The organism is Pyrinomonadaceae bacterium, from assembly GCA_036277115.1.
Taxonomy (GTDB): Bacteria; Acidobacteriota; Blastocatellia; order Pyrinomonadales; family Pyrinomonadaceae; genus UBA11740.
This window is the reverse complement of sequence record DASUNM010000024.1, coordinates 491,864-518,492: the sequence shown is the minus strand read 5'-3', so window position 1 is coordinate 518,492 and position 26,629 is coordinate 491,864. Positions and strand designations below refer to the sequence as shown.

The 26,629-nt window shown below is 55.0% G+C and carries 19 protein-coding genes; 16 read left to right on the top strand and 3 right to left on the bottom strand.

From position 1 onward, the window contains the following. Positions 1–47 precede the first annotated feature (47 nt). The gene (locus VFX97_15735) at positions 48–1,808 is read right to left on the bottom strand and encodes a hypothetical protein (GenBank protein ID HEX5704653.1); all 1,761 of its coding nucleotides are present in this window, start codon (positions 1,806–1,808) and stop codon (positions 48–50) included. A gap of 205 nt (positions 1,809–2,013) precedes the next feature. Here VFX97_15735 and VFX97_15730 point away from each other — a divergent pair, with 205 nt between their 5' ends. The 4 genes from VFX97_15730 (at position 2,014) to VFX97_15715 (ending at position 8,660) form a co-directional block, all read left to right on the top strand. Beyond that, on the top strand, positions 2,014–3,981 hold the full coding sequence (locus VFX97_15730; protein HEX5704652.1) for a winged helix-turn-helix domain-containing protein: 1,968 nt from the start codon (positions 2,014–2,016) through the stop codon (positions 3,979–3,981). Between the two features lie 44 nt (positions 3,982–4,025). Further along, entirely contained in the window at positions 4,026–4,844 is an 819-nt protein-coding gene (locus tag VFX97_15725; protein HEX5704651.1) for a helix-turn-helix transcriptional regulator, read from the top strand. Between the two features lie 92 nt (positions 4,845–4,936). Further along, entirely contained in the window at positions 4,937–8,251 is a 3,315-nt protein-coding gene (locus tag VFX97_15720; protein HEX5704650.1) for a PDZ domain-containing protein, read from the top strand. Positions 8,252–8,318: 67 nt separating this feature from the next. Then, positions 8,319–8,660: a hypothetical protein gene (locus VFX97_15715; GenBank protein ID HEX5704649.1), complete on the top strand. Its 342-nt coding sequence runs from the start codon at positions 8,319–8,321 to the stop codon at positions 8,658–8,660. A 1-nt stretch (position 8,661) separates the two neighbouring features. On the opposite strand, the gene VFX97_15710 is transcribed toward VFX97_15715, so the two are convergent. Beyond that, positions 8,662–9,030, bottom strand: a complete 369-nt coding sequence (locus tag VFX97_15710; GenBank protein HEX5704648.1) for a DUF4345 family protein — start codon at positions 9,028–9,030, stop codon at positions 8,662–8,664. Between the two features lie 337 nt (positions 9,031–9,367). Here VFX97_15710 and VFX97_15705 point away from each other — a divergent pair, with 337 nt between their 5' ends. Further along, on the top strand, positions 9,368–10,258 hold the full coding sequence (locus tag VFX97_15705; protein ID HEX5704647.1) for an FTR1 family protein: 891 nt from the start codon (positions 9,368–9,370) through the stop codon (positions 10,256–10,258). A 93-nt stretch (positions 10,259–10,351) separates the two neighbouring features. On the opposite strand, the gene VFX97_15700 is transcribed toward VFX97_15705, so the two are convergent. After that, the gene (locus tag VFX97_15700; protein HEX5704646.1) at positions 10,352–11,911 is read right to left on the bottom strand and encodes a long-chain-fatty-acid--CoA ligase; all 1,560 of its coding nucleotides are present in this window, start codon (positions 11,909–11,911) and stop codon (positions 10,352–10,354) included. Between the two features lie 136 nt (positions 11,912–12,047). On the opposite strand from VFX97_15700, the gene VFX97_15695 reads away from it, so the two are divergent. The 11 genes from VFX97_15695 to VFX97_15645 all read left to right on the top strand — a co-directional run bounded on the left by VFX97_15695 (position 12,048) and on the right by VFX97_15645 (position 26,558). After that, positions 12,048–13,526: an aldehyde dehydrogenase family protein gene (locus VFX97_15695; protein HEX5704645.1), complete on the top strand. Its 1,479-nt coding sequence runs from the start codon at positions 12,048–12,050 to the stop codon at positions 13,524–13,526. 17 nt (positions 13,527–13,543) lie between these two features. Continuing rightward, positions 13,544–14,647: a tetratricopeptide repeat protein gene (locus VFX97_15690; GenBank protein HEX5704644.1), complete on the top strand. Its 1,104-nt coding sequence runs from the start codon at positions 13,544–13,546 to the stop codon at positions 14,645–14,647. Between the two features lies 1 nt (position 14,648). Continuing rightward, entirely contained in the window at positions 14,649–15,014 is a 366-nt protein-coding gene (locus VFX97_15685; protein HEX5704643.1) for a hypothetical protein, read from the top strand. A gap of 76 nt (positions 15,015–15,090) precedes the next feature. Continuing rightward, positions 15,091–15,771 (top strand): hypothetical protein, encoded by a 681-nt coding sequence (locus tag VFX97_15680; GenBank protein HEX5704642.1) that lies wholly within the window; start codon positions 15,091–15,093, stop codon positions 15,769–15,771. 66 nt (positions 15,772–15,837) lie between these two features. Continuing rightward, positions 15,838–16,380 carry a hypothetical protein gene (locus VFX97_15675; protein ID HEX5704641.1) on the top strand — a complete coding sequence of 181 codons (543 nt, stop codon included), beginning with the start codon at positions 15,838–15,840 and terminating at the stop codon, positions 16,378–16,380. A 12-nt stretch (positions 16,381–16,392) separates the two neighbouring features. Then, positions 16,393–17,697 (top strand): aspartate aminotransferase family protein, encoded by a 1,305-nt coding sequence (locus VFX97_15670; protein HEX5704640.1) that lies wholly within the window; start codon positions 16,393–16,395, stop codon positions 17,695–17,697. A gap of 41 nt (positions 17,698–17,738) precedes the next feature. Beyond that, positions 17,739–20,519 carry a pitrilysin family protein gene (locus tag VFX97_15665; GenBank protein ID HEX5704639.1) on the top strand — a complete coding sequence of 927 codons (2,781 nt, stop codon included), beginning with the start codon at positions 17,739–17,741 and terminating at the stop codon, positions 20,517–20,519. Positions 20,520–20,839: 320 nt separating this feature from the next. Next, positions 20,840–23,536 carry a prolyl oligopeptidase family serine peptidase gene (locus VFX97_15660; protein HEX5704638.1) on the top strand — a complete coding sequence of 899 codons (2,697 nt, stop codon included), beginning with the start codon at positions 20,840–20,842 and terminating at the stop codon, positions 23,534–23,536. 212 nt (positions 23,537–23,748) lie between these two features. After that, entirely contained in the window at positions 23,749–25,125 is a 1,377-nt protein-coding gene (hydA, locus tag VFX97_15655; protein HEX5704637.1) for a dihydropyrimidinase, read from the top strand. A gap of 107 nt (positions 25,126–25,232) precedes the next feature. Then, positions 25,233–25,922 (top strand): hypothetical protein, encoded by a 690-nt coding sequence (locus tag VFX97_15650; protein ID HEX5704636.1) that lies wholly within the window; start codon positions 25,233–25,235, stop codon positions 25,920–25,922. Positions 25,923–26,117: 195 nt separating this feature from the next. Beyond that, entirely contained in the window at positions 26,118–26,558 is a 441-nt protein-coding gene (locus tag VFX97_15645; GenBank protein ID HEX5704635.1) for a hypothetical protein, read from the top strand. The last annotated feature ends 71 nt before the right edge of the window (positions 26,559–26,629 follow it).

The following is a 26,629-nucleotide window of genomic DNA, read 5'->3' as shown; positions in this document are numbered from 1 at the left end:
GCTCGCGAAGCTCTTGTCGCTATCCTGTGTTGACTGCCCGCGTGGCTTTAGTACTGGTAAGTGTAGGTGACGCGGTAGGTCCCGTAGAGCCTGCCGTCATTGAAATAATCTTCGTGATCTTCCACGGCACGCAGCACGCGTCCCCGCTCGTTGTAGTCAGCGACAACGGTCAGACGCGAGTTGATCACACCGTTGATCTCCGCATCGCTTTCGTCGACTGTTCGCACTACATTGCCCTTGCCGTCATATTCCCAGGTTAGCGTGTCACGATTACGGAAGGGCGGGTGATTCGGATAAAAATCCTCCGTGTCCTCGACACTTTGGAGTTGCTGGTTTTTGTTGTCGTAGACCCAGGTGATGACCCTGCGAGAGTCGATGCCATCCACACTATCTTCAGACTCACTGTCGACCTCTTCGGCATATCGCACGAGATTGCCTCTGACGTCGTAGGAGAGAGTGCCAACTTGAGAGAACTTGAAGTCAGGGGATTTGAGGTCGTCCGTGACCCTAATGAGCCTGCCCTTATCGTCATAAGTGTTAGTGCCAATACTATGGTTATCAGTTACGCCGTCGCCGTCCCAGTCGACTGCAGTTTCGTATCGCACGACTTCACCTCGCCGGTCATACGAGACATTCTCAATCGTGTGGAACTCGTTCACGCCGTCCCCGTCGTAATCGATTGACCACTCAAAACGCACGACCTCACCCCGGCTGTCGTATGTGGTACTGGTCATTTCACGGGAGTCCATCACGCCATCGAAAGGGTCGTCCCACTCCAACACCAGGCGCACTACGTTGAGGGTATCGTCGTATGAAATATTAAGGAGGGCTTGCGCATCGATCGTGCCATCGGCGCCGTCATCGTAATCGCCGGTGCCGCGCACGCGTCTGTCCTGTTCGTCGTAGAAATATTTAACCGTGCTTTGATAGTCGCGACGGCCGTTGCCGTCCTTGAACTCGGACACCATACTCACGAGATTGCCGCGGGCGTCGTAGGTATAGAAAGACCGTGATCGCTGGTCGATCGTTCCGTCCATATTGTTGTCAGTCTCGTAATCTTCTTCCACGAGCCGGTCCTTGGCATCATATGAGGCTTGAAACACAGTGCGGGCAATGTAGGAGCCAGCGAAATCGCTGACATGCCGAACGAGGTTTCCGCGCCGGTCGTAAGTGTAGGTATCCGAGTAGTGGAATTCCCGCCTGTCGATGACTCCATCGACGTCTAAGTCGCTATGGAAGCTGCGCTCTATGAGATTGCAATCCTCGTCGTAGGCGACGGTGGAGACTTCCCGGTGGTCGAGCGTCCCATCGGTTTCATCATCGTAATCCCGAACCATGCGAAGGTTGAGCCCCTTGTTCCCGTCAGTCTTGCATTTCAAGCGCTCGCCGGTGATTTCGTCATACCGGGTCTTCTTTTCCTTGAAGGCGCTTCCCGCATCGCTATCTGTCTGCTGCTCTTGTGCCGTCCGCGTCTTCGCGTTCGCTCCGCTTTTTTCTTGAAACAGATTGCCCACGAGTGACCCGTTGACGTTGTCGTGCGGAGTGTGGCGCTCGCGGAGTTTGTCAAAATGTTTTTTGGTTTCCTCGCGGTGCTTCTTTACCCGCTCGCGCGTCGTGGTTCCTCGCTGGGTGGCGGACGAGCGCTTGGAAGGGAGCGCCACTAGTTCTAATGCCAGGTTTTTGTAGGGCTCTTGTCCGCGAATCGGTACCTTTTCAGTTACCACCGACTCAATCCCGTCTTGGGCCGGCGTTGGTGTCTGAAGTAACAAGCTCAGCGTTACTAACAGTGCGTAGATAAGTCTCTTCATCTGGCGCTTCCTCCCCGTCTCGATCTGCGGCGATTGCCCCCGCCAAATATCGCGGACTACAATGAGTGCAGTTGGCCTCTTCAAAACCGCGGTTAAAGTTTTCGACTTGTCGGGATTGGGGGAGCAGCAAACTACCCCGGCGGCGGTTGGAACGTCCTTAGAAATCGCCTGAATTCTTCTGAAAGAGTTTCTGAAAGCGGCAAAGTTGGGCAAAGAAACGCACTTATACGAATTCGGTCCGTTCCGGCTCGACCCCGCAAAGCGCCGTCTGCTGCGCAATGGTGACTTGATTCCGCTTACACCAAAGGCTTTCGACACACTTCTAGTACTTGTCCAGCAGAGCGGGACTACCATTGAGAAGGACGACTTGATGGAAAGGGTCTGGCCCGACGCGGTGGTCGAGGAAAATAACCTCAACCAAAATATTAGCGCCTTAAGAAAGTCTCTTGGCGATAGCCGTCAGGAGAGTCACTACATCGCCACCATTCCCGGGCTCGGGTATCGCTTCGTCGCGGACGTGAGAGAAGTAGACGCCGGTGCGGGCGGCGCTGTGAAAGTCGAAACGGCACCGCAGATTCCGACAGTTGATCATTCATTAGTGCCCGTCACCGACGCACGCGAAGTAACTCCTTCTGAATCCGCCGGTGTAACGGCGTCGTCGAGCACGGTTCCAGTGCCGGCAACAAAGGCCACACGACGCCGGGCATTGCGCCTGGCTCTCTTCATAGCTGTGCCTTTGCTTCTGGCCGCCGCCGTGTACTTCATGTTCTTTCGAACACGAGGTACGCCCGCGCGGACAGCCACCAGCTCAATCGCGGTTCTCCCGTTAAAACCGATCAGCACGGGCCGCCGCGACGAGCTTTACGAAATCGGGATTGCGGATTCCCTGATTCACCGGCTCAGTTCAATAAAAGGATTCGTGGTGCGGCCCTTGAACGCGACGCGCAAATACGCGGATATCAATCAAGACCCGGTTGCGGCCGGTAAAGAGCAGCAAGTCGATTATGTTCTCGCCTCCAATTACCAATTGGCTGACGGAAAAATCCGGATTACGTCGCAGCTCTTCAACGTTGCCACCGGGCAGATCGAAGATACGTATAAAAGCGAAAAAGACGCGCGCAACGTTTTCGCGATGCAGGACGCAATTGCAGGCGACGTTGGAAATTTCTTGCAAGCGCGGTTCGCAACTACCTCGAGTAGCGAAGCGGCAAAGCGCGGAACCAGCAATCAAGAAGCTTATCTGCTTTATATGCAAGGAATGTATTTGATAGACAAAGAAAGCGCCGCCGATTCAAAACGCGCAATCGAACTTTTTGACGCGGCCCTGTCACTTGATTCGAATTATGCCAAAGCCTGGGCCGGCAAGGCTCGCGCTCATTGCGCTTACGCGCATAACGGCGGCAGTTCGCCGGATGCTCAGTTTGCCCAAGCCAAGCCTGCGATTCAGAGGGCCTTTGAGCTCGACGCGAATCTTGGTGAGGCTTACGGCGTGCTCGGCATCATTAGAGCTGACTATGATTGGGATTTTTCGGACAGTGAAAAGCACTTCGTTCGAGCAATTCAGATCGATCCGAATGCAGATGTCGTTCATCGGTGGTATGCCAATCGTTTAGCCGGATGGGGACGCGCGGATGAAGCGATTGCCAGAATCAAGACTGCCGTTGACATTAATCCCAATTCCCTTTTTCATCAGATTCACTACGGGCGAACTCTGTACTTCGCCCGCCGCTACGATGAGGCAATAACCCAGATGCAGCGCGTAATCGAAATGGATTCAAACCGTCCCGCGGCCTACAGCACTCTCTGGCGTTCGTATCACATGAAAGGTGATCAACCGCGCGCTTACGAATCTTTTATGACCTTTCAGCGGTTGATCGGAACGAAAGCCGAAGTGCTTAGAAGCTACGAAAGCTCATTTGCAAAGAGTGGCTGGCAAAGCGTTCTACTCAGGTACTTCGAAGTTCTCAAAGTTGAAGGTGGCGTCTCCAGCGCCTACAGTAAGGCGGTTTTGTCAGCGATGTTGAATCAGCGCGACCAGTCATTCCGCTATTTAAATGAAGCCGTGGAGAATCGTTCGTTAGCGATTTCTCAACTCAACGGCGACCCGGGTCTCGATTCATTACGCGACGATCCGCGCTTTGCCGAATTGGTCAGGCGGGTTGAATCGAAGTGAATGCTGTCGGATTGCGACCTTACTCTAGACTTAATTTGAAGCTTATGGATTCATCACGGCAAGCCGCTGATCATTTCGGAGTACAGAGATGTTTCGAACTCCCCGCGGTCACTCTCGCAGTCGTTAACATAGACGACGACTTGGGAACGCGGGTCGGCTGGCACTATCACGAGAATCCTCACCTGACCTTCATCTTGCGCGGAGCCGTGATCGAAGGCACGAAGCAACAGGTCTACCAGTGTTCCCCGGGTGAGCTACTTTTTCATGGCGCTTTCGAGCCGCACTACAACGCGAAGTTAGCCGGATGCGCCCGCTGTCTGCATGTCGATTTTCATCAGGACTATCTGAAGACCATCGGCGCGACCAGCAGCAAACTGGACGGCATCTTCAGCATTCGGAATCCACAGGCCAAAGTTGCCTGCTATAGACTTTTTAGCGAAGCTGTCATTTCGGACGATCTTTCCGCTACCTCAGTGCAAAGCCTGTCGTTAGAGATTCTCGGGCAATTACTTTTCAACGACCGCAGGGAACGGTTCGCGCGACCAACGTGGGTCAAAAGGTTGGAAGAGATTCTGAGCTTCGACTACGCGGAAAAACTTTCGCTCGAGAAGCTGTCACGTGAGCTGGCAGTTCATCCCGTGCATCTCTCGAGAAGTTTCTCTCGCTATTTCCACTGCACGCTTGGTGAGTATGTGCGGAACATTCGCGTCGAACGTTCACTCGAACTGATGCCGCGCAGAAATTTGACGCTCACGGAAATCGCGACGACTTGCGGCTTCGCAGATCAGAGCCATTTCACGCGGTCTTTCAAACAGATCATGGGCGTCAGCCCATCAACCTACCGAAGACTCCTCGCCGGCTAAAAGTTAAATCCGTTCTATTTTTGCGCCTGGGATGGTGATAGCTTCTCGGCTAACTCCCCAAGCGCAATACTCTGACAAAGTGGATTCACAACATGCCTTTAAGAAGACTCATCAACCTGATTTGCGCCTCCGCTATGATCTTGTCAGCCGGCGTCCGGGCTCAAAACCAAACAATTGAAACTGATTCAGCTGGCCAAAACGAGTCGGTTCCCTCCCGAACTGCGTTGAGGGTCACCGACAACTCCGTTTCCACTCAGACTCCGCAGACAGTGCTGAAACAGTATCCAGCGATCAGCCGCACTCATGTCGCGTTCGTCTTCGCGAATGATGTCTGGTGCGCGCCCAGGGCAGGCGGTGTCGCAGTTCCGCTGACCGACGCTCCCGGAATGAAAAACAATGTGCTGTTCAGCCCGGACGGAAAAAGCGTTGCCTTCGGTGGCAACCTGGAGGGCAATTTTGAGATTTACACCATGCCCATTGCCGGCGGCGCCCCGACCAGAGTCACGCACCTGCCCACGGGAGAAGCGGTAACCCAGTGGACTCCCGACGGAAAACTTCTCTTTTACACGAACAGTCTTTCGTTCGTTAACCTTGCGATGCAGTTGTTTACCGTGCCCGCCACCGGCGGATTACCTAAGCGGCTGGCCGTGCCCTACGGAGCCGAAGCCGCGATCAGCGCTGATGGTGAAATGGTGGCTTACACGCCTAACTGGCCGAACACTCTGAACGACAACTGGAAACACTATCGCGGCGGCATGGCCCTCGATATCTGGTTGTTCAATCTGCGAACAAACGAATCGCGCCAAGTCACAAATTGGGAAGGTACCGATACGAAGCCCATGTGGCGCGGGGACGTCCTCTATTATGTCTCCGATGCCGGGCCGGAAAGCCGCCTGAATATCTGGGAATACAACATCAAGACAGGCGCGCGAAGTCAGGTCACGCGTTTTGACGAATACGACGTCAGGAATCCTTCAATCGGCCCGGGTCAAAACGATCAAGGCGAAATAGTTTTCCAGTATGGCCCTGAGCTTTATCTCCTGGACCTCGGCACGCGCCAATCACGTGTATTGGAAGTCCGGATTTCTGAAGAGCAGCGTCGGGTCAAGCCGGCGAATGTAGATGCGAGCAAACTCCTCAATGGCGGCAGCATCTCTCCCCACGGCGATCGGGTGGCCGTGAGTGCGCGTGGTGATGTTTGGGTCGTCCCCGTGGCGAACGGTTCGCCACGCAATCTGACGGCGACAAGTGGCGCGTTTGAACGCGACCCGGTGTGGAGTCCCGATGGAAAATCGATAGCTTATTTCTCTGACGCTACCGGGGAATACGAACTCTACGCCATCAGCGCGGACGGATCTTCAGGCCCACGCCAACTGTCACGAACCGGTTTAGGGTTCAAGTCGAATCCAGTTTGGTCGCCGGATTCGAACCGCATCGCATTTACCGATTACACCAACACGATCTTTATTCATACGATTGCCAGCAATGAAACCCGCCGAGTTGACATGGACGAATGGGGCTCCGAACCGCAGGTCAACTGGTCTCCCGACTCGTCCTGGCTGGTCTATAACAAGCTGGGTGAAAAGCCGCTTCGCTCGATTTGGCTCTACGACGTCGACCGGCGCTCGACACATCAGGTCACTAAAGGGGCCTTCGACGACAACACCCCTAGGTTCGACCGGGCGGGCAACTATCTCTTCTTCTTAAGCACGCGGAATTACTCTGGGCCGACCTTCAGCTTCGCAATGCGTCAGTTCATCTATCCGAATGAAGATACTCTGGTTGCAGTTCCGCTTCGAAAGACGATTCCTTCGCCCCTCCTCCCTGACCGCGCAAACAATCAATCTTCTGGGAACCCGCTCATTGACCTTGAAGGAATTGAAGCACGCGCCATCAAGTTACCCATCGAAGGCTGGGGCCTGGACGGTATGGCGATTAGGAGTGAGGGAAATCCGCTCTACATCCAGATTAAGGTCGGGTCCACGCGCGCGCTTAAGACATTCGATTTGAAAACGCAGAAAGAGACAGTGGTCGCAGAAGGGGCCAGCAGTTTCAAGTTGGCGCAGGATGGCCGTCACGCTCTGGTTTTCACGGGCGGAACCGTGAGCGTCGCCGACACTGCTTCGAATCCGATATCGCTCAAACAAGTTTCTCTTGCCGGAATGAACGTCGAGATCGACCGCCGCGCCGAATGGCGACAGATATTCAACGATCATTGGCGACTGATTCGCGACTACTTCTACGACGAGAAGATGCACGGGATCGACTGGCCGCTGATGCGCCGGCGATATTTGGCCATGGTGGATGCCTCCATGACGCGCGAAGACGTTAACTTCGTGCTGAGCGAGATGATTGGCGAACTAAGTGTCAGTCACGCCTACGGCGGTGGCGGCGATGTAGAACAAACGCCGAGAGTTTCGCCGGGCATGCTGGCGGCGGATTTCGAGCTTGATCGCGGCGCGTACAGAATTACCAGGATTCACGAAGGCGCGGCCTGGGACACAAACACACGCGGACCACTTAGCCAACCGGGCATCATGATCAAGCCTGGGGATTACTTGCTGGCCGTTAACAGTAAGCCGGTCGATACGGCGAAAGATCCCTGGGCAGCCCTTGTCGGAATGGGTGGCACTGACACGACGCTGACGATAAGTGATAAGCCGGTAATGGATTCGACCGCGAGACACGTGGTCGTAAAACCCTCGCCGGCCGAAATTTCGTTTCGCTATCAGTCCTGGATCGAAGCGAATCGCTCGTACATCGCAAGAAAGACCGGCGGTCGTGTTGGGTACATGCATCTGCCCGCTTTCGACGCGATTGGATTGAATTCGTTTGTCACCCAGTACTATTCACAGACCGATAAAGAAGCGTTGATCATCGATATTCGATGGAGCCACGGAGGCTGGCTGCCCGACATGCTTAACAAACTAATGGATCCGCGCGTCTTCAGTTACCTGGGAGGCCGCTTCAGTAAGGATCGCGCATTTCCGGCTCGCGTCCACCGCGGTCCAAAGTGCGTGCTGGCGAGCGGCATGTCGGTGTCAGCCGGGGAGAATTTTGCGTACATCTTTCGCAAGTTCGGCGTCGGGAAAATCATTGGTACCAGAACCGGAGGACTTTTCGTCGGTCTGAATGGAAACCCGAGCCTGCTCGATGGCGGCTACTTCAACATTCCAAACGCTCCATTTTATGAAGAGGACGGTACCTGGCTGATCGAAGGCCACGGCCTGGACCCTGATATTACCGTCATTAACGACCCATCGAAATTGGTCGCGGGAGTTGAACCGCAATTGGACGCCGCGATCAAACAGATGATGGATGAACTCAAAACGAAGCCGTTCACTAAAGCGCCCAAACCGGCGCCACGCGATCGACGACGTGGGATTGTGAGTCAGCCAGAAAAGTAGGGTTGGCCATCCCATTCTTCACAACATTTAACATCCTCACCTCCGATTATCGGAGTAACATTCCGTCGTGCGTAACAGGGTGTTGCTGCTCTTCGCGTTTGTCGCCTTCGTCGCCGGCGTGTGTCTCCTGCTGAAAGCATCGCACTCACGCACTTCCGCATTTACGCAGTCGGCTATTTCAACCGCAGAAGATTCGACTGCTAATTTTGACAAGACGATTAAGCCAATTCTCCAGGCGCGGTGTCAGCCCTGTCACTTTCCGGGCGGAAAAATGTATGACGAATTACCTTTTGACAAGGCGGAGACTATTACCCGGCTTGGAACGAAACTCTTTGGGCGGATTAAAGACAAAAAGGAGCAACAAGTGATTCGCGAGTTTCTCGACGCTTCTAAATCCGAATCCAAGTAGGTTAGATCTTCGCGGCCACCCGATTAACGACCGCCATCAGCAACAGGATCAAAAACGGCACTGTGTTGTACAGCGGACTTTTCCACGACAAGTGTCCGTTAAAAAAATCCAACCAATGAATCGCGGCGAGCAGGAACGCGAACAGCGTGAGGAAGTAATGCACCGCGGTGCGGCGATCTTCGTTGAAGATGCACCACACGGACATCAGACCCAGAAAAACTCCTAGGGCTCCCTGCTCTCGAACGAGATGAGAAATTGGAAACTGAGCGGCCTCGGGGACAATGGCTTGCGGACGGATTAACGCCCCGAAGCCGTAAACCATCGCGAGCACCCCAAAGAGCCCGTAGATAATGGTGTTCAGCTTTCGCACGGGACGGATTCTATTCCCGTGCCGTCGCTAACTCAACTGCTTCTATCCAGCTTTGCTCAAGAGTGGTTAGGGCGTCCAATACGACAGCAAGCTGCGGAGCGGCGGAGGTAGTTAAGCCCAAGGCGAGGCTTTGCGAGCCTTGGGTAGCGGATGCGCAAAATTGTTTGGAGCCGCGGAGCGGCGACCGATAAGCCCCCTGAGTTAGCAGGCTTTGAAGCTGCAATCCCCACCCTCATGAACCTGCTGCAACAATCTCTTTCGCCCGCTTCGCGGGCTCGGTGCCTCATTCCTAGAAATTGACAATCATTTTCAACTTGAGCAATACTGCTGAGGCAATTTGCGGTCCCGGTCGCAGCCGACTCTGCATCACGCAAAGGATTCTGTCGTGCTTCAGTCATTCATCATCGTACTTCGCGAAGGGTTCGAGTCATTCCTGCTCGTGGCCGTTATCTTTTCGTATCTGAAAAAATCGGGTCGTCCGCAACTCTCGCCGGCCGTTTACTCGGCCATCGGCGTGGGGCTCGCCATCAGCGCGGCACTCGGTTACCTGCTCTACCGCATGCAGACAGGAGACCCGGAATTAATGGAGCAATGGGTAGGCCCGAGCGTGGCTGGCTTCTTCGCGAACGAAGCGCTGCGTGAAGGAGTGCTCGGACTTGCCGCCATCCTCATGGTGATGTCGCTCGTCATTTACATGTGGAGAACGGGCGCGAACTTGAAAGAGCGAATGGAGCATCGCCTGGGCAAGGTTTCGGTTCGCCCCGGATGGATGGCTTTCGCGGGAATTTTTCTGTTCACCGTGCTGATGATCAGCCGCGAAGGAATGGAAACCGCGCTGATGCTTTTGCAGGTGCGCAGCCCGCGTTTGATTTGGGGAGCGGCGCTCGGATTAATCGCTACGATCGGGATGGCCCTGGCGTGGGCGCGCTTTGGGCATTTGATTAACGTGCGCCGGTTCTTTCAGGTCACCGCCATCTTCCTCGTGCTGTTCATGATTCAGGTTGGTATCTATACCTTCCACGAATTTTCCGAAGCCGGCGTCCTGCCAAACAGCGAAGCAATTCATACGGCGACTGAGAAATTTTCACCCGACGGACTCTACGGCCAGTGGTTTTCCATTGTGATGGTCGGCGTGTGTGGGCTTTGGTTGCTGGGCGCCTGGATTATTGACCGAGCTCAGCCGAAGAAGCATGCCGACATAAGACTTACAGAAGTCAGAGAAGTCTAATGCCGCATCCATGTTTGAACGAGAAAGGCGACGTGCTTACGTCGCCTTTCTTGTTTTTACGCTCGCCTAAGTCCAGCCTATTAACAGCTTCGTCTACTTTTGAAATTGTTCGACGAGGACACGCTTCAAGAGCTTACCCGTCGGCCCTTTCGGAATGTCTTCGACAAAGCGAACTGTCTTCGGGCATTTATAGTCCGCGAGCTTGGATTTGCAGTAATCGATCACTTGCTCTTCGGTTACTTCCGTTCCGTTCTTAAGCACGATAAAGGCCGCAACCTCTTCCCCGTAGAGCGGGTCGGGCACGCCGATTGTCGCAGCGGCTGCAACCGCGGAATGTTCGTAAAGCACTTCGTCAATCTCGCGCGGATAGATGTTCTCACCGCCGCGAATGATCATGTCTGATTTGCGATCAACGATATAGAAGAATCCCTCCTGGTCCCGATAGCCAACGTCTCCGGTGTGAAACCAGCCACCCCGAAAGGCGCGTTCATTGGCTTCCGCATTCTTGAAGTATCCCTTCAGAATGTTTTCACCGCGCAGCACGATTTCGCCCAGTTCCCCGTCTGGGACTTCTCGGTCTTCTTCGTCAACGACTTTCATTTCATTTCCGATTGTCATTCCACACGAGCCGGCGCGACGGCGCTCATCAGGTGGATTGAACGTTGATCGGCAGGTCGATTCAGACAAGCCATAACCTTCGATCACGGGACAGTTAAAAGTCTCTTCAAATTTCTTCATCACTTCGGCGGGCACCGGCGCTGAGCCGCACATCGCAAACCGAAGTTGATCCGTTTTCAGTTCGGCGGGCACCCCGTGGGGATAGGTGTTCAGTAACATCGACAGCATCGTCGCCACTGAACCGAACGAAGTGATTTGGTAATCCGAAATCACATTCCAGAATTTCGACGCAGAGAATTTTGGACTGATTACGCTCGAGCCGCCGCCGTACAGCGCCGACATGGTCGTAACCGAGACGGCATTCATATGAAAGAGCGGCATGATCGTCAGCAGACGATCGTTTTCGGTGAAACTTAACCAGTCACTGATTTGCCGCGCGTTCGCGATCAGGTTGCCGTGCGTCAGCAGACAGCCTTTCGGTTTTCCGGTCGTGCCTGACGTGTAGATGATGATCGCATCGTCGCTGGGAGCGCAGGCCTCGGGCGTGCCGGCAGGCCTGAGGCCTGCGCACCCACGCGTTGCCGCTTCTTCATCATCAAACGTGATCACTGATTTCAAATGGGGCAACTCCCCTTTGATGTTCTCAATTCGCTCGCGAAACTCGGAAGAGACGAGCACCGCTTTTGCCTCAGAGTTATGCATCACAAACTGCGTCTCTTCATCTTTTAAGAGCGAGTTTACCGGGCCGGCGAGCGCGCCGAGCTTCCAACACGCGAAGTACGCGATGATGTATTCAGCGCTGTTCGGCATCAGGAGACTGACGACGTCGCCCTTCGCGACCCCATGTGATTGCAGCATCGCGGCCGCCCGTTCAACTGCCGCAGCGAAGCGCGCGTAACTAAACTGGCGTCCGTCGGCCTCCGAAAACAGGAACACTTTTTCCGGCGCGTTTTGCACGCGATCGGCGAGCAGCGCGGCAATATTCTCCGGCTCATCGACGGGCTTTTGCCCGGCGCTTGGCGTGCTGTCATTCATGCGGATGCGATGATATATTAGCGCGCGCTTTCAGGCATAACCTTACCGGCCGTGAATCGTAAATGGTAAATCGTAAATAGAAACTGAACAGCTGTCTTTCTATTCACGATTTACGATTCACTATTTACGATCACTCATGGAAACTTATCGCAACTTCATAAACGGGAAGTGGGTCGAGTCCGCTTCATCGAAATCAGTCAACAACATCAATCCGGCAAACACCGACGACGTCATCGGCACCGTTAAGCAGGCGGCCCGCGAAGAAGCCCGCGCTGCCGTCGAAGCCGCCGCCGATGCCTTTCAATCATGGCGCAGGACGCCGGCTCCGGCGCGGGGAAAGATCGTCGCGAAAGCCGCGCGCTTGATGGAAGAAGCGAAGGAAGAACTCGCGCAACTCCTGACTCGCGAAGAAGGTAAGACTATTGGGGAGTCACGCGGCGAGCTCCAGCGCTCGATCAACGTCGCGGAATTCTGCGCCGGCGAATCGCGCCGGATGAATGGCGAAACAATTTTTTCCGAGCTACCGTCCAACTTCGTTTACACAGTTAAGCAGCCATTGGGCGTGGTCGCGTGCGTCACGCCGTGGAATTTTCCGGTGGCAATTCCCACCTGGAAAATTGCGCCGGCACTTGTCGCCGGGAACTCGGTCGTATTCAAACCGGCGACGCTGACACCCGGCACCGCGGTTCGCATCGTGCAGCTATTCGAGGAGGCAGGAATTCCACCGGGCGTTCTGAATCTTATCCTCGGATCAGGCTCGGAAGCCGGCGATGAAATTATCGGACACCCGGCGGTAAAAGCCGTTTCGTTCACCGGCTCGAATGGTGTCGGTATTCGAATGTACGAACAGGTCTCGCGGCGCGGCGCAAAATGCCAGTGCGAGATGGGCGGAAAAAATCCGGTGGTGATTCTTGAAGATGCCGACATGGCTCTGGCCGTTGAGAACACGGCCCAGGGCGCGTTCGGCTCAACCGGTCAGCGTTGCACGGCGACCAGCCGCGCGGTCGTCGTCAATCAAGTCGCCGACGAATTCGTCGAGCGGGTTACGAAACGCGCACAGTCAATGCGCATCGGCCACGGCAATGATCCGCAGACCGAAATGGGACCGAGTGTTGACGAGAGTCAATTCAAGACGGTGCTCGACTACATCAACATCGGGCGTGAAGACGGCGCGACAATGACCTGCGGCGGCGAACCCGCGACCGGCAACGGCCTTGACAAAGGTTATTTCGTGCAGCCGACGGTCTTCGATCACGTCACGCCCGACATGCGCATTGCTCGGGAAGAAATTTTTGGACCGGTCCTGAGCGTGCTGCGCGTCAAAGATTTCGAAGAAGCCATGCAGGTCGCCAACGACACTGAATTCGGCCTCTCTTCGTCGATCTTCACAAATGATGCCGCGCGCATCTTTCGCTTTGTTGATGAGATCGAAACGGGCATGACGCACATCAACTCGCCGACGACGGGCGGCGAAGCTCACGTCCCGTTCGGCGGCATCAAAGGCACGGGCATCGGCGACCGCGAACAGGGATCGACAGCTCTGGACTTCTATACCGAACTGAAAGTAGTTTACGTGGATTACACCGGGCAAAAACGCGAGGGCAACTTGTACTGATGAGATTTTTGTGGCGGATGAAAGCAGCCGGCCTTTGCGCGACGATCCTCGCCGCTTGCGGCGCCGCCACCACGGTTATCTGCCAGTCAATTGCGACGCCAACGAAGTACAGACTTTCAGTGCCCGAGAAAAATTGGGCCTTAGAATTAGTCCTGCCGACGATTGACGTCAGTTACAAGTCACCACCGAATTTGCCCACACCTTCGTTTGTTCGTCCTGTAGAAAGTCTCACCAGGAACCGCATCGCCTTGCTGTTCGCAGTGCAAGTCCGAAAGGACCGGGCAAATCCGGGTCACTTGTTTGTCCGGGTCATGCCCGGCGTCGAGGGGATGAGCGCCGACGATCTTCGATCGTTCACGTTGAAGAAACTCACGCACCAGCCGCGCGACCTTAAAACATCGCAGCACGATCAGTTTCTCGTCGCCTCGTATAAGACACAAAACCAGCCGCTTAAAACTGTGATCGGCACAACCGTAACCGAGAACTATCTGGGACCGCGTTTCACGCGCCACCTGGAAGCGTATTTTGTGAGAGGTGATGTGAGCGCGACGGTGACTCTCACCGCGACAGCTTTCGAACGCGAAGATGAAGAGCAATTCTATTCGCTATTGCACTCTGTCCAATTTGTGGACGTCGCAACGCCAAACAACAGCTTCGACTATTACCACGTCGGTCGCTCATGGCATTTCCAGCAAGAACATGCCCGCGCTTTAGAGGCTCTGGAAACTGTAGTGCGTCTGGAACTAGCGGCGCGCACCCTTGATGCCACCTTGTGGCGAAACCTGGTGACCATGGGTGCCGAATCTGCCACGGCGCTGGGCCGGCTGAATAAGGCCGTCGAATTCCTTCAACTCGGAGTACACGCGGAACCAACCAACACGGAGCTGCTGATGGACCTGGCACGCACATATGCCAGGCTGGGAGACACCGGAAAGACTCTCGCCACCTTACGCACGCTTTTTCCTTTAATGAAACAGGAAAAGGAAGTCTTTGAGAACACCAAGTTTCCGGGAGTGGCTTCCAGCAGCATGTCGCTGCCTGACATCAGCAGAGATCCGGCATTCAAAGAGTTGATGAAAGATAAATCGTTCCGCGAAGCAGTTAAGGATTTAAAGAAATAGTATGGATTCCACTCAACTCTTCAATTTGCTTCAGAGTTACCTGGAACAATTGCCGTCTTTTTTGGCGTTGATAGCGGGCATTGTCTTTGCGATTACGCGCTGGAAACACCACCCAAGAGTCGCGATGGTCGTGGTCATTGCGCTGGGGTACCTATTACTGCACTTGGTTGTCTTCACGATTGTTTACAACGTAGTTCCCCGCTGGGTTATTAGATCCTCGGGAAGCTACGAAGACTTTCGCACAGTTATCGATCGCACCTATTTGATTCTTGGCCTGGTTTCGAATGGCGCTGCCGCCATTGGGTTTGGTCTGTTGCTGGCCGCTATTTTCATGCGCCGCACGCCGAAACCTGTAGCGGAAGTCTAATCCGTAATTCTCGGTACGCAGGCTTCTGGCCTGCCGGCACGCGAGAGGCGTGCGTAGCAACAACGATACGAACCACATGGCATTGAACCAATGTCCGGCATGCAGTCGAGTCTACGCTGACGTCGGGCTGAAGTTTTGTCTCGACGACGGGACGGAACTCGTCTCGACCACGCCGGAATCCGAGCCTGAGCCTACGGCGGTCATGTCTGAATCCGAAAACAACATGCCCGAAACGATCGAGGCCTCACCGCCGGTTATCGCCGCTGATGAACCCAAAATTTCGTCGCCGGTCGCGGCGCCCGGCGCACCTACCCGCAGCCTCGTTCCGTTGCTTATTACCATCGCAGTGTTGCTGGTGATTGGCGTGGTTGTGCTCATCGCCTACGCGGTCTTACCGGCCGGCGAAAATATCTTCTCGTACTTTCTCACGAGGATTGCGCGCCGACTGCCAATGCTCCTTTTGGCGCTGGGCGGAATCATCTTCGCCATCATGCGCTGGAGACTGCATCCGCGCGCCTCGCTGATGACGGTTATAGCGCTGGGTATTTCTCTGGTGGATATGGTGGTGTACACCCTGATTCTGTATTGGCTGCCGAGCATCGTTGAGCCGATGCGGATGTCGACATCAGCATCACGTTTCTTCTATTCAGTCGTTTACTTCATTGAAGACATTGTCATGGCCGTGACGATTCTTTTGCTGGTCGCCGCCGCCTTCACTAACCGCAAGGCAAGACCAGGTGTGAACGCCAAAGTTTAGAGGCGGGAGTTGCTCGCCGGCGCGCGCAAATTAGCTGATAGGAACAAGGTAGGTACGGTAACAAACATGAAAATTATGAATCTGGGACGAGTTGGTTTTTGCATTTTAGTCTGCGCGGTCTGCGTCTCGGCGCAAGCGAATCGAAGCGTCTACACTAACCTCGGAGAGAAAAGCTGCCGGACAGTCAGAGCTGACGCATCCGAAGCCGGCTCGTACGTTGGTATTTGCGCCGGCGTCGGCGGTTACAAGTTGCAGGTCGAAGAGGGTGACCTGCGCCAAAACATTCAAGTCATTACCCCGGGCGGCCAAAAACATTCGCTGGATCTTTGGACCGTCGTCGGATCTAATTTTTCGAGCCTCGGTGAAAAGGCTGAGTGGCGCGTCAGGACCCAGCGAGGCAAGGTTGTACCTGTTGCGCTAATCGTCCGCTACAACCTCAGCAGCCCCGAAGATTCCACAAAGATCACATCCTATTTGGCCGTCGCCAAAATTACGGTTTCCAAGTCCTGCGTCACGGACAAGATCGCACCCGGCGCTGACGCAAACCTGGCCGCTCGAGCCGCCGCCGATAAATCTGCCGGTAAGCCCTGTCTCGAAAGCGGTAACTAACCGAAGATCATAATGAGCACTCCAGAACCAAAACCGTCGCAGTCTGACCCCGTCCGCAAACATAAAGAGTTTCTCTTTCCGGCGGTCGCGACTTATTACGAAGAGCCGCTGGCGCTGGTGAAAGGCGAAGGCGCTCACGTTTGGGACGACCAGGGCGAGAAGTACCTGGACTGTTTTGGCGGGGTGCTCACGGTCAGCGTCGGTCACGCAAATCCGCGTGTGAACGAAGCCATCATCAATCAAGTCAACACCATCTCGCACACGTCAACGCTTTACTGCAACCAGCCGCAGTCGGATTTGGCTGAGAAGCTTGCGCAGATTACGCCGGGCCGCTTGAAGAAATCTTTTTTCACTAACAGTGGCACCGAAGCCGACGACACGGCGGTGCATGCCGCGAAGCTCGCGACCGGCCGTCACGAGATCGTTGTGCTGCGTCACGCTTACAGTGGCAGGTCGGCAACTTCACTATCTGCGATGGGACACTCGACCTGGCGACCTCTGCCACCGCAGGTCAGCGGTTTTGTGCACGCGCGCGCGCCGTATTGTTATCGCTGCCCGTTCAAGCTTACCTATCCGGAATGCGGACTCGCCTGCGCGAATGACATTGAAGAACTAATCATGACGACGACGACCGGCGAGATTGCCGCTTTCATGGCTGAGCCGATTCTCGGAGTCGGCGGGTTCATCGTGCCGCCGCCGGGCTACTTTGAACGCGCGGTTGAAATCACGCGCAAGCATGGCGGGCTCTTCATTGCTGACGAGGTGCAAACGGCCTGGGGACGCACCGGCGACAAATGGTTCGGCATTGAAAACTGGAATGTTGAGCCGGACATCATCACGTCCGCGAAAGGTCTCGGCAATGGAACGCCGATCGGAATCACGGTCGCGACACCGGAAGTGGCCGATAAGTTTCCCGGTCTGACGTTCTCAACCTTCGGCGGCAATCCAGTTTCGTCCGCAGCGGCGCTCGCTGTAATCAAGGTGATCGAAGACGACGATCTGAAGAAGAATTCCGCGGTGGTCGGCGGCTACTTCCGCGAAAAGCTTGAAGGCTTAAAGGAAAAATACCGGACGATCGGCGACGTGCGCGGCATGGGGCTGATGCAGGCCGTGGAACTGGTCAAAGATCGAGAAACCAAGGAGCCCGATCCGCAATCTGTCGCGCGCGTTTTCGAGGAAACTAAGAAACGTCGCGTGCTGGTCGGCAAAGGCGGACTTTACGGGAATGTAATTCGCACCGGCATGATGCTCAACTCGACGAAAGATCATGTCGATGAATTAATCGAGGCAATGGATGGAGCTTTTGCCGCTGCCTAGTGCGCGGTAAGACCTGCTGGCTTGTAAAGGAGAATGAGAAAATGAGAAAAGCGAGATTGTTTGCGATTGTGCTGGGACTTTCACTGGTCCTGCCGGGTTTGGCTGCGGCCCAACCAAAGAGTGGCGGTAACCTGCCGCCGGTCAAATATGAGCAATTCACTCTGCCCAATGGGCTGAACGTGATCATGCACGTCGATAAGTCGACTCCAATCGTAGCGGTCGACCTCTGGTATCACGTGGGCTCCAAGAACGAGGTGCGCGGGCGCACGGGCTTCGCACATTTGTTCGAGCACATGATGTTTCAGGGCTCAAAAAACTACAACGACGATTATTTCAGACCGTTGCAGGAAGCGGGCGCAAACATTAACGGATCAACCAACGCCGACCGGACGAATTATTACGAGATTCTCCCGTCCAACTTTCTCGAGCTGGCGTTGTTTATGGAAGCCGATCGCATGGGTGGCCTGCTCGACGCCATGACGATGGAAAAGCTCAACAACCAGCGCGACGTTGTGAAGAATGAAAGACGTCAGAGCTATGAGAATCAGCCTTACGGAACGGCCCAGGAAAAGATCGCCGCGATCATGTACCCGGCTGATCACCCCTACCATTGGACCACGATTGGCTCGCTCGACGATCTCACCGCCGCCTCAATGGAGGACGTGAAGGCTTTCTTCCGTCAGTACTATGTGCCAAACAACGCCTCGCTGGTGATTGCCGGAGACTTTGACACGAAGAAGGCGCGCGGCTGGGTGGAGAAATACTTTGGTCCTATTCCGCGCGGTGCGGCTGTGGTTCGCCCCAAGCCCGCGGCGCCGAAATTCGACGCTGAGATTCGCAAGAGTGTGGAAGACGACGTACCACTGCCGCGTCTCTACATGATTTGGCATACCGTTCCTCGCTTTGCCGGAGACGACAGTGCGCTTTCTATGCTCGGCTCGGTGCTGTCTTCAGGGCGCAACTCGCGGCTGCAAAGCAATCTGATGTATGGCAAACAATTGGCCCAGGAAGTGGGGGCTTTTCAACAATCGCGCGAAATCGCGGGATCTTTTTCGGTGACCACCACGGCGCGTCCGGGAAAATCGCTCGATGAAATCGAGAAAGAAATTCTGGCCGAAATTGAACGAATCAAGAAAGAACCACCGACCGCGGAAGAGATGGAGCGGGCCTTGAATCAGATCGAGTCTCAAGCCGTTTACGCATTACAAACCGTTTTCGGACGGGCCGACCAGATGAATAACTATTTCACCATGCGCGGCCGTCCCGACTACTTCCAGCAGAATCTGGATGAGTTTCGCAAGGTCACGGCAGCCGATGTTCAACGGGTCGCCCAAACGTACCTGACCGACAAGAAGCTCGTAATGAGTTACGTTCGCAGACAGGGCGCGGCGCAATCTGTGGCGCAAAACTCTGCCAACACGCCAACATCAACCGCTGCCAAGCAGAAGGAGGAGCCGGATTCTTCGAAATTGCCAAAACCGGGTCCCGATCCGAAACTTGTGCTGCCGAAAATCGAGAAAAACAAACTTTCAAACGGTCTGGAGGTCTGGCTGGTTCATCAGAACGAACTTCCGATTGTGTCGATGAACCTGGTGGTTAAGACCGGTGGTACTGCTGACCCGAAGGCCGGCGTCGCTAATATGACGGCCTCTCTTCTGGATGACGGAACCAAGACGCGTTCCGTGACTGAGATTTCAAAGCAGCTTCAATCAATCGGCGCGCAGCTTAACACCGGATCAGATTGGGATTCGTCGAACGTGAGCTTGCTTACTTTGACCAGGAATCTGGACAAAGCTCTGGAAGTCTTCTCGGACGTGGTGGTTAATCCCACGTTCCCGGAAACCGAGTTTGAAGTCCAGCGTCGCCGGAATGCCGTGCAGTTTCTGCAGCGCAAGAACAATGCGAACCAAATTGCCAACATCGCTTACAGTTCTTTGCTCTACGGGAAGACTCATCCCTATGGCAGACCGTTGGCGGGCGATGAAGAGTCGCTCAAGGCGCTCACCAGAGATGACCTGCAAAAGTTTTATGACAGTTACTATCGGCCCAACAACTCAGTCTTGATTGTGGCTGGCGAAGCCGATGCGAAGACGTTGATGCCGAAGCTGGAAAAGGCTTTTGAAACCTGGAAAGCATCCACGGTGACGGCAACTTCGGTGCCACCTGCGCCGCGGTTTGAGCAACCTGGTATCTACATCGTCGACAGGCCTGGCGCCGCACAGTCGGTGGTAACGATCGGTCAGATCGGAGTGGATCGGAGCAATCCCGATTACTTCTCTCTGTTGGTGATGAACTCCATTCTGGGCGGACAGTTTTCGTCTCGCGTAAACATGAACCTGCGCGAAGATAAGGGTTACACCTACGGCGCGCGCAGCGGGTGGAGTTTCCGCCGAGGGGCCGGACCGTTTTCCGCCTCGGCCGACGTTCAGACCGCTGTTACCCGGGAATCCATCCAGGAGTTCATGAAGGAACTCAATGGCATTCGCGGCTCAATTCCGGTGACGCAGAAAGAGCTCGATTACAATAAGCAGAGTATTATTCGGCGTTACCCGGGTGCTTTTGAAACTGTGGGCCAAATCTCGAATCAGTTGTCCAACCTGGTTGTGTTCGGACTGCCGGATAGTTACTTCAACGATTACATCGCTAAGGTTAATGCCGTTACCGTGGCGGACGTCAATCGGGTAGCGAACAAGTATCTCGACCCGTCCAAAATGGCGATTCTGATTGTTGGCGACCGCAAAGTAATCGAACCGAAGTTGAAGGAACTGAACGGATTCACGATCGCCTACCTGGATGTTGACGGCAGACGAGTAGCCGAATAGGCAGGATTCGGCCCCGAGTACGCGGCACAATGTAGTTTCGCTCCGTAGGAGCGACCTGTTTGTAGAGCATGCGCATTTGCCGAGTTTGTCGCTCCGTAGGAGCGAGATAGTCTGTGGCTCAACTGCGAAACCGAGGAAGTCACAATTATTTCGCTCCTAGAGGAGCTTCGCGTTATTGAGAGGGATTTCTATAGACATTTCGCTCCTAACGGAGCGAAGTGCGTCATCCGGATTCTCTGAAACCGTTCTCCCCAACTGTGCGTAATAGTTTCTTCGCTCAGTCTCTATATCTCAACCACCACCAACGAAAGAGGTAATTAATGAAGTTCTTGAAGTTTCGCACCGCCTTTTTGGCGCTGGCCGTGGCCGTCGTTTGCCTCGGTTTTTCGACAGCATCCCGCGTTTTGGCGCAGGCGCCGCCACCGCTAATCGATCGCGAATTATTCTTCGGCGACCCCGAAATCTCGGGCGCGCAAATCTCACCCGACGGCAAGTTCATCGCCTTCATCAAACCGCTGAAAGGCACGCGCAACATCTGGGTCAAGCGCACCGAAGAGCCTTTCGATAAAGCGAAGCCGATTACGGCCGACACCCAGCGGCCAATTCCACAGTACTTTTGGAGCCGCGACGGCAAGTACATCCTCTTCGTCCAGGACAAAGGGGGCGACGAAAACTATCTCGTGTACGCCGTTAGTCCTGCTGACGCGCCGGCCGCGGGTCAGGAAGTTCCTGTCGCGCGAAACCTGACGGACATGAAGGGCGTGCGCGCTCAAATCGTGGGTGTGCCGCGCACTGATCCGGATGCGCTCTACGTGTCCATCAACGATCGAGATAAAGCCTGGCACGATCTCTACAAAGTGAAGATCTCGACTGGAGAGAAAACTCTGGTCCGGGAAAACAAGGATCGGATCGTGGGCTGGACGTTTGATCTCAAGGATCAGCTCCGGCTCGCCACGCGCGTGGCAGACAATGGCGACACTGAGGTGCTGCGGCTCGACGAAAAGGGCTTCACCAAGGTTTATTCGTGCAACGTGTTTGAGAGCTGCGGTCCTGTCCAGTATCACAAGGACGGGCAACGCGTGTATTTCACTACCAATAAAGGCGCGGACATCGATCTCACCCGATTGACGCTATTCAATCCCACGACGGGAAAAGAAGAGCATGTGGAATCGGATCCAATGAAGCGCGCGGACCTCAGCGATATGTCCTTTTCGGAAGTCACTGATGAACTGATCCAGACGACTTATGAAGACGACCGCAATCGAATTTACTGGAAAGACAAGGGCTACGAAGCCGACTACAAGCTGGTGCAGAGCAAACTGCCCGGCAAGGAAATCGGGTTCGGTTCAGCCACTAAAGACGAACAACTATTCCTGTTGACCGCTTACAGCGACACCGATCCAGGCGCACGATACCTGTTCGATCGACGGACGAAAAAGCTGACGCTGCAATATCGAAGTCGCGAAAAGCTGGACCGCGAACACCTCGCGCCAATGAAAACAGTCCGTTATAAGTCGTCCGATGGCATGGAAATTCCCGCGTATCTGACGCTGCCAAAAGGCGTCCCGGCGAAGAATTTGCCGGTGGTGATCAACCCGCACGGCGGGCCCTGGGCGCGTGATTCCTGGGGCTACAACACCTTTGCTCAGTTCTTCGCGAACCGCGGTTATGCCGTGTTGCAGCCTAACTTCCGCGGTTCGACCGGCTACGGAAAGAAGTTCATCGACGCCGGTAACAAACAGTGGGGCGACAAGATGCAGGACGACATCACCTGGGGCGCGAAATACCTGATTGCCGAAGGGATTGCCGATCCGAAACGTATCGGCATCATGGGTGGTTCTTATGGTGGCTATGCGACGCTCGCGGGGGTGACGTTCACGCCTGACCTGTACGCGGCGGCCGTTGATTACGTCGGCCCGTCAAGCCTGATTACTCTGCTCGAATCGATTCCGCCCTATTGGGAAGCCTTCCGGCAAATCTTCTACAAGCGCATGGGTGATCCTTCGACCGCGGAAGGCAAAGCGCAGCTCGAACGGCAGTCGCCGATTAACCACGCGACCAAGATCAAGACTCCGCTGCTCGTCGTCCAGGGCCAGAACGATCCGCGCGTGACGAAGCGTGAAGCGGATGCGATCGTAATTGCTCTTCGCGAGCGAAACTTCCCGGTCGAATACATCAACGCGCCTGACGAAGGCCACGGGTTTGCCAAGCCAGTCAACAACATGGCGATGATCGCCACGACTGAGAAATTCCTGGCGAAGTTCCTGGGCGGTCGTTTTCAGGAAGATGTGAAGCCGGAAGTGGCTGCGCGTCTGAAAGAAATCACGGTTGATGTGAAGACCGTGACGCTGCCGAAGAAGGTTGAAGCAACTGCGAGTGCGCCGAAACCCTCAGCAGACTTGCAACCCGGCTCTTACAGCTACAAAGCCGTGATCGAACTCAGCGGCCAATCCATTCCGCTGACGATTACGACTGACATCAAAGATGCAGGTGAGAACTGGGTGGTGACGGAGGTTATTGACACGCCTCAGGGCCAGCAAAAAGACGTCGCGACGATCCAAAAGAGCACTCTCGCGCTGAAGCATCGTTCGTTCACCCAGGGGCCGGTGACAATTGAGCTCGATTTCACGGGCAACAAGATCACCGGTACGATGAATGCGACCGGACAACCTCAGCCGATCGCCGTTGATCTGGAAGGACCGGTGTTTGTGAACGGTGCCGGTTCGTTCGACATCATTGCGCGGTTGCCGCTCGCGGCCGGCTATGCGACCACGTTCCGAACCTTTGACGTGCAGAAGCAGAAGGCCGGGTTGAAACAACTAAAGGTCGTCGGCGAGGAAAGCGTAACGGTTCCGGCGGGCAAGTTCGAGGCCTATAAACTTGAGATCGTCGCGGCTGACAACGATGCCGACAAGCAAACGATTTGGATCGCCAAGGACTCGCGCAAGGTCGTCAAGATAACTGCCACGCTTGTGAATCTGGGCGGAGCGTTATTGACCAGCGAGTTGAATCAGTAAGACGTCATTTCCAACAACTCTTCGGCGGCCGGATCGTTTTGATCACGGCCGCCTTTTTTTTATCGATTGATTTATTTCTTCCTTAGCTCTATAACTTTTTCGCTCCTAAACGGAGCGAGATCGAGGACGCAAGGGCACGCGGAAGTCCGAAGTTTTCGCACATCAGGCAACGCCGCAAAAACACAGACATTTAGAGACAAAGTTTAGAATCCATGAAAACACTCATTCGTAACGGCCAAATCGTAACCGCAACCGACAACTACAAAGCCGACGTCCTGATCGAAGGCGAAATTGTTTCCGTCATCGGCGCGAAGCTGGACATGGAAGCTGACTTGACCATCGACGCGAGCGGGAAGCTTCTCATTCCCGGCGGCATCGATCCGCACACGCACATGGAACTTCCCTTTGGCGGCACGACGGCCTCCGACGACTTCACTACCGGCACCATCGCGGCGGCGCACGGCGGCACCACGACCATTATCGACTTCGCCGTCCAGTACAAAGGCGAGTCGCTGCTGCAGGGCGTGGACAACTGGCACAAAAAAGCCGAGGGCAAGTGCGCGATCGATTACGGCTTTCACCTGATCACCACGGAACTCGAGGACCGGCAGATTGAAGAGATGTACACAGTCATGGACGAAGGCGTGACCAGCTTCAAGATGTTCATGGCTTATCCCGGCGTGTTCCTGGTCGATGACGCAACGATCTTTCGCGCGATGTCGGCCGCCGGGCAGCGAGGCGGCCTAATTTGCATGCATGCCGAGAATGGCATTGTCATCAACGAGATCATCAAACACGCCCTGGCCAAAGGCCACACCGCGCCGAAGTACCATGCGCTGACTCGCCCGACCGTTGCGGAAGCCGAAGGCGTGCATCGCGCGATTGCGATTGCGGAAATGGCCGAGGCTCCCGTTTACATCGTTCACTTGTCGTGCGCGGACGCTTTGAATCAGGTTCGCCAGGCGCGCGATCGTGGGATTCCGGCCTTTGCCGAAACCTGTCCGCAGTATCTTTTCCTTTCCATCGATGATTACGGTGATGGCTGGGACGGCGCGAAGTACGTGATGACGCCGCCGCTGCGCGAGAAATCAAATCAGGATGAGCTTTGGAAAGGTTTGAAGATGGACGACCTGCAAGTCATCTCAACCGACCACTGTCCGTTCTGCATGAAAGAGCAGAAGGAACTCGGCAAGGATGACTTCACCAAGATTCCGAACGGCGCGCCCGGCGTCGAACATCGCGTGCCGCTGATTTACACCGGCGTGGTGGAGAATCGCATCTCGCTGAACCGTTTTGTTGAGCTCACCTCGACTGCCGCGGCGAAGATGTTCGGGCTGTTTCCCAAGAAGGGCACAATCGCCGTGGGGTCTGACGCGGACATCGTAATTTTCGACGCCAATAGAGAACAGACCATCAGTGTGAAAACCCATCACATGAACGTCGATTACAGTGCTTATGAAGGCCGGACCATCAAAGGCGTCGTCGAAACAGTCCTTTCACGCGGCTCAGTCGTGATCGACAAAGGCGATTTTAAAGGCAAGGCCGGCGCGGGCCAGTTTCTGAAACGCGGCGAGTGTGTGGCAATCTAAATTGCCTTTTGGAGTGCGCCGGCTTGACGGCGCTTTGATTTCGCTTTCGCTAACCTCAGCGCTCGAAAAGGCAGAAAGCGGCGTCGAGCCGCCGCACTCCAAAGACGATGCACGACACTCCTCGCAACCTGCGAAACAAGTGCGCGCAATGCGGACTGGTCAACGCTGCCTCTGACAGTGTCTGCCGGCGGTGCGGCGCTGAACTCGCTCCTGAACCGGTCGGGGCCAGATCGGTGGACGAGGCCCCGCCGAAAAAGACCCGCGGTTTCCTGAAAAGAGTTACCTGGATCATTGGCGCCACGCTGATTCTCCTGGTCATCTTTTACCTGTCTCTATTGCTTACTTCCGACGGGCTCCAGACCGCACAGCGCGAGCAGGTTGATCGCTCAATTGCCATCCTGGAACAAAAGGGCTTCAGTAACGAGGTTTTCGTTCTCAAACGGCTGGCTTCGTTTCGCACGTCTGACAATTGGCTCAACGCGTACGTCGGGCACCGTGATGCTTATGCGGCCACAAACTTCCCTTTCGAAGTAGTGACTCTTTACTCGGACTTCTTCAGCCTCCCGATTGACGACACGGAACGCGCGGCGGTCCTGCTGCATGAAGCGCGACATCTGTTGGGTGACGATGAGGACGCGGCGCTGGAGCTAACGTGGAAGAGTAAGAGACAGCTGGGCTGGACCGAGGATAAATATGGCCAGACACTCGTTTGGGACGCGACGGAAGACTTGACGCGACCACGGTTTGCGTACATGTTTTCGTGCGGCGCCGATGGACAGGCGGATTGTTACCGGTAACCCGGTTCAGCTAATTGATAGAGGAGTTAGCAGCCCGCTGAAGCAAAGGATCATTTTCCATTAGTCATCTTTCATTTTTCAGTTGTCATTGAGATTCATTCGATTGACATCTTTCGATCAAAGCGATGAATGGAAAATGATAAATGACAGATAACAAATGAAAAATGAAAACCGAGTATTCCGAGAGGGCGACCAGTGAAACCTATCATCACCTTGATTGCTTGCCTGACTGCTTGGCTCGTGCTGACGCCGAGTGCCCACACGCAAAACCCAAAGATCGTCACTGCCGCCCAAGCCAATGGCGTCTACTCTTCGTACGACAATGAAATCCGCATTCTCGCGCTCGGAAAAAACAAACTGAAGGTCCAGTTTGATGGCGTCTATCACACCATTTCGAAGAGCGTGAATACCGGCTACGCGAGCGGCGAAGCAAGCATCGAGGGCAACGTTGCCGTGCTTGAGCTGCGCGAGTGGGGCCCGTGCAAAATCACCATGGTCTGGCTGCGTGGCAACAGATTAAAGGTGACGCAGGAAGGAGACTCTCCCAACTGCGGTTTTGGACACAACGTGCGTGCGGACGGAACCTATCGCAAGATTCGCGGTGGAAAGCCGAAGTTTGAGCCGCCTCCGGAATGAGGTTAGCGACGTCACCGGCATGAGTCAGAACCGCCTGCGGTAGCGGGCGGTTGATCTCAAGAAGCTGCTTG

Excerpts from the sequence above, each read along its gene's own strand:
- VFX97_15685 (HEX5704643.1), top strand. The coding sequence starts at position 14,649 with ATGGATTCCACTCAACTCTTCAATTTGCTTCAGAGTTACCTGGAACAA.
- VFX97_15650 (HEX5704636.1), top strand. The coding sequence starts at position 25,233 with ATGCACGACACTCCTCGCAACCTGCGAAACAAGTGCGCGCAATGCGGA.
- VFX97_15660 (HEX5704638.1), top strand. The coding sequence starts at position 20,840 with ATGAAGTTCTTGAAGTTTCGCACCGCCTTTTTGGCGCTGGCCGTGGCC.
- VFX97_15720 (HEX5704650.1), top strand. The coding sequence starts at position 4,937 with ATGCCTTTAAGAAGACTCATCAACCTGATTTGCGCCTCCGCTATGATC.
- VFX97_15670 (HEX5704640.1), top strand. The coding sequence starts at position 16,393 with ATGAGCACTCCAGAACCAAAACCGTCGCAGTCTGACCCCGTCCGCAAA.
- VFX97_15700 (HEX5704646.1), bottom strand. The coding sequence starts at position 11,911 with ATGAATGACAGCACGCCAAGCGCCGGGCAAAAGCCCGTCGATGAGCCG.
- VFX97_15665 (HEX5704639.1), top strand. The coding sequence starts at position 17,739 with ATGAGAAAAGCGAGATTGTTTGCGATTGTGCTGGGACTTTCACTGGTC.
- hydA (HEX5704637.1), top strand. The coding sequence starts at position 23,749 with ATGAAAACACTCATTCGTAACGGCCAAATCGTAACCGCAACCGACAAC.
- VFX97_15735 (HEX5704653.1), bottom strand. The coding sequence starts at position 1,808 with ATGAAGAGACTTATCTACGCACTGTTAGTAACGCTGAGCTTGTTACTT.
- VFX97_15680 (HEX5704642.1), top strand. The coding sequence starts at position 15,091 with ATGGCATTGAACCAATGTCCGGCATGCAGTCGAGTCTACGCTGACGTC.
- VFX97_15695 (HEX5704645.1), top strand. The coding sequence starts at position 12,048 with ATGGAAACTTATCGCAACTTCATAAACGGGAAGTGGGTCGAGTCCGCT.
- VFX97_15725 (HEX5704651.1), top strand. The coding sequence starts at position 4,026 with ATGGATTCATCACGGCAAGCCGCTGATCATTTCGGAGTACAGAGATGT.
- VFX97_15675 (HEX5704641.1), top strand. The coding sequence starts at position 15,838 with ATGAAAATTATGAATCTGGGACGAGTTGGTTTTTGCATTTTAGTCTGC.
- VFX97_15690 (HEX5704644.1), top strand. The coding sequence starts at position 13,544 with ATGAAAGCAGCCGGCCTTTGCGCGACGATCCTCGCCGCTTGCGGCGCC.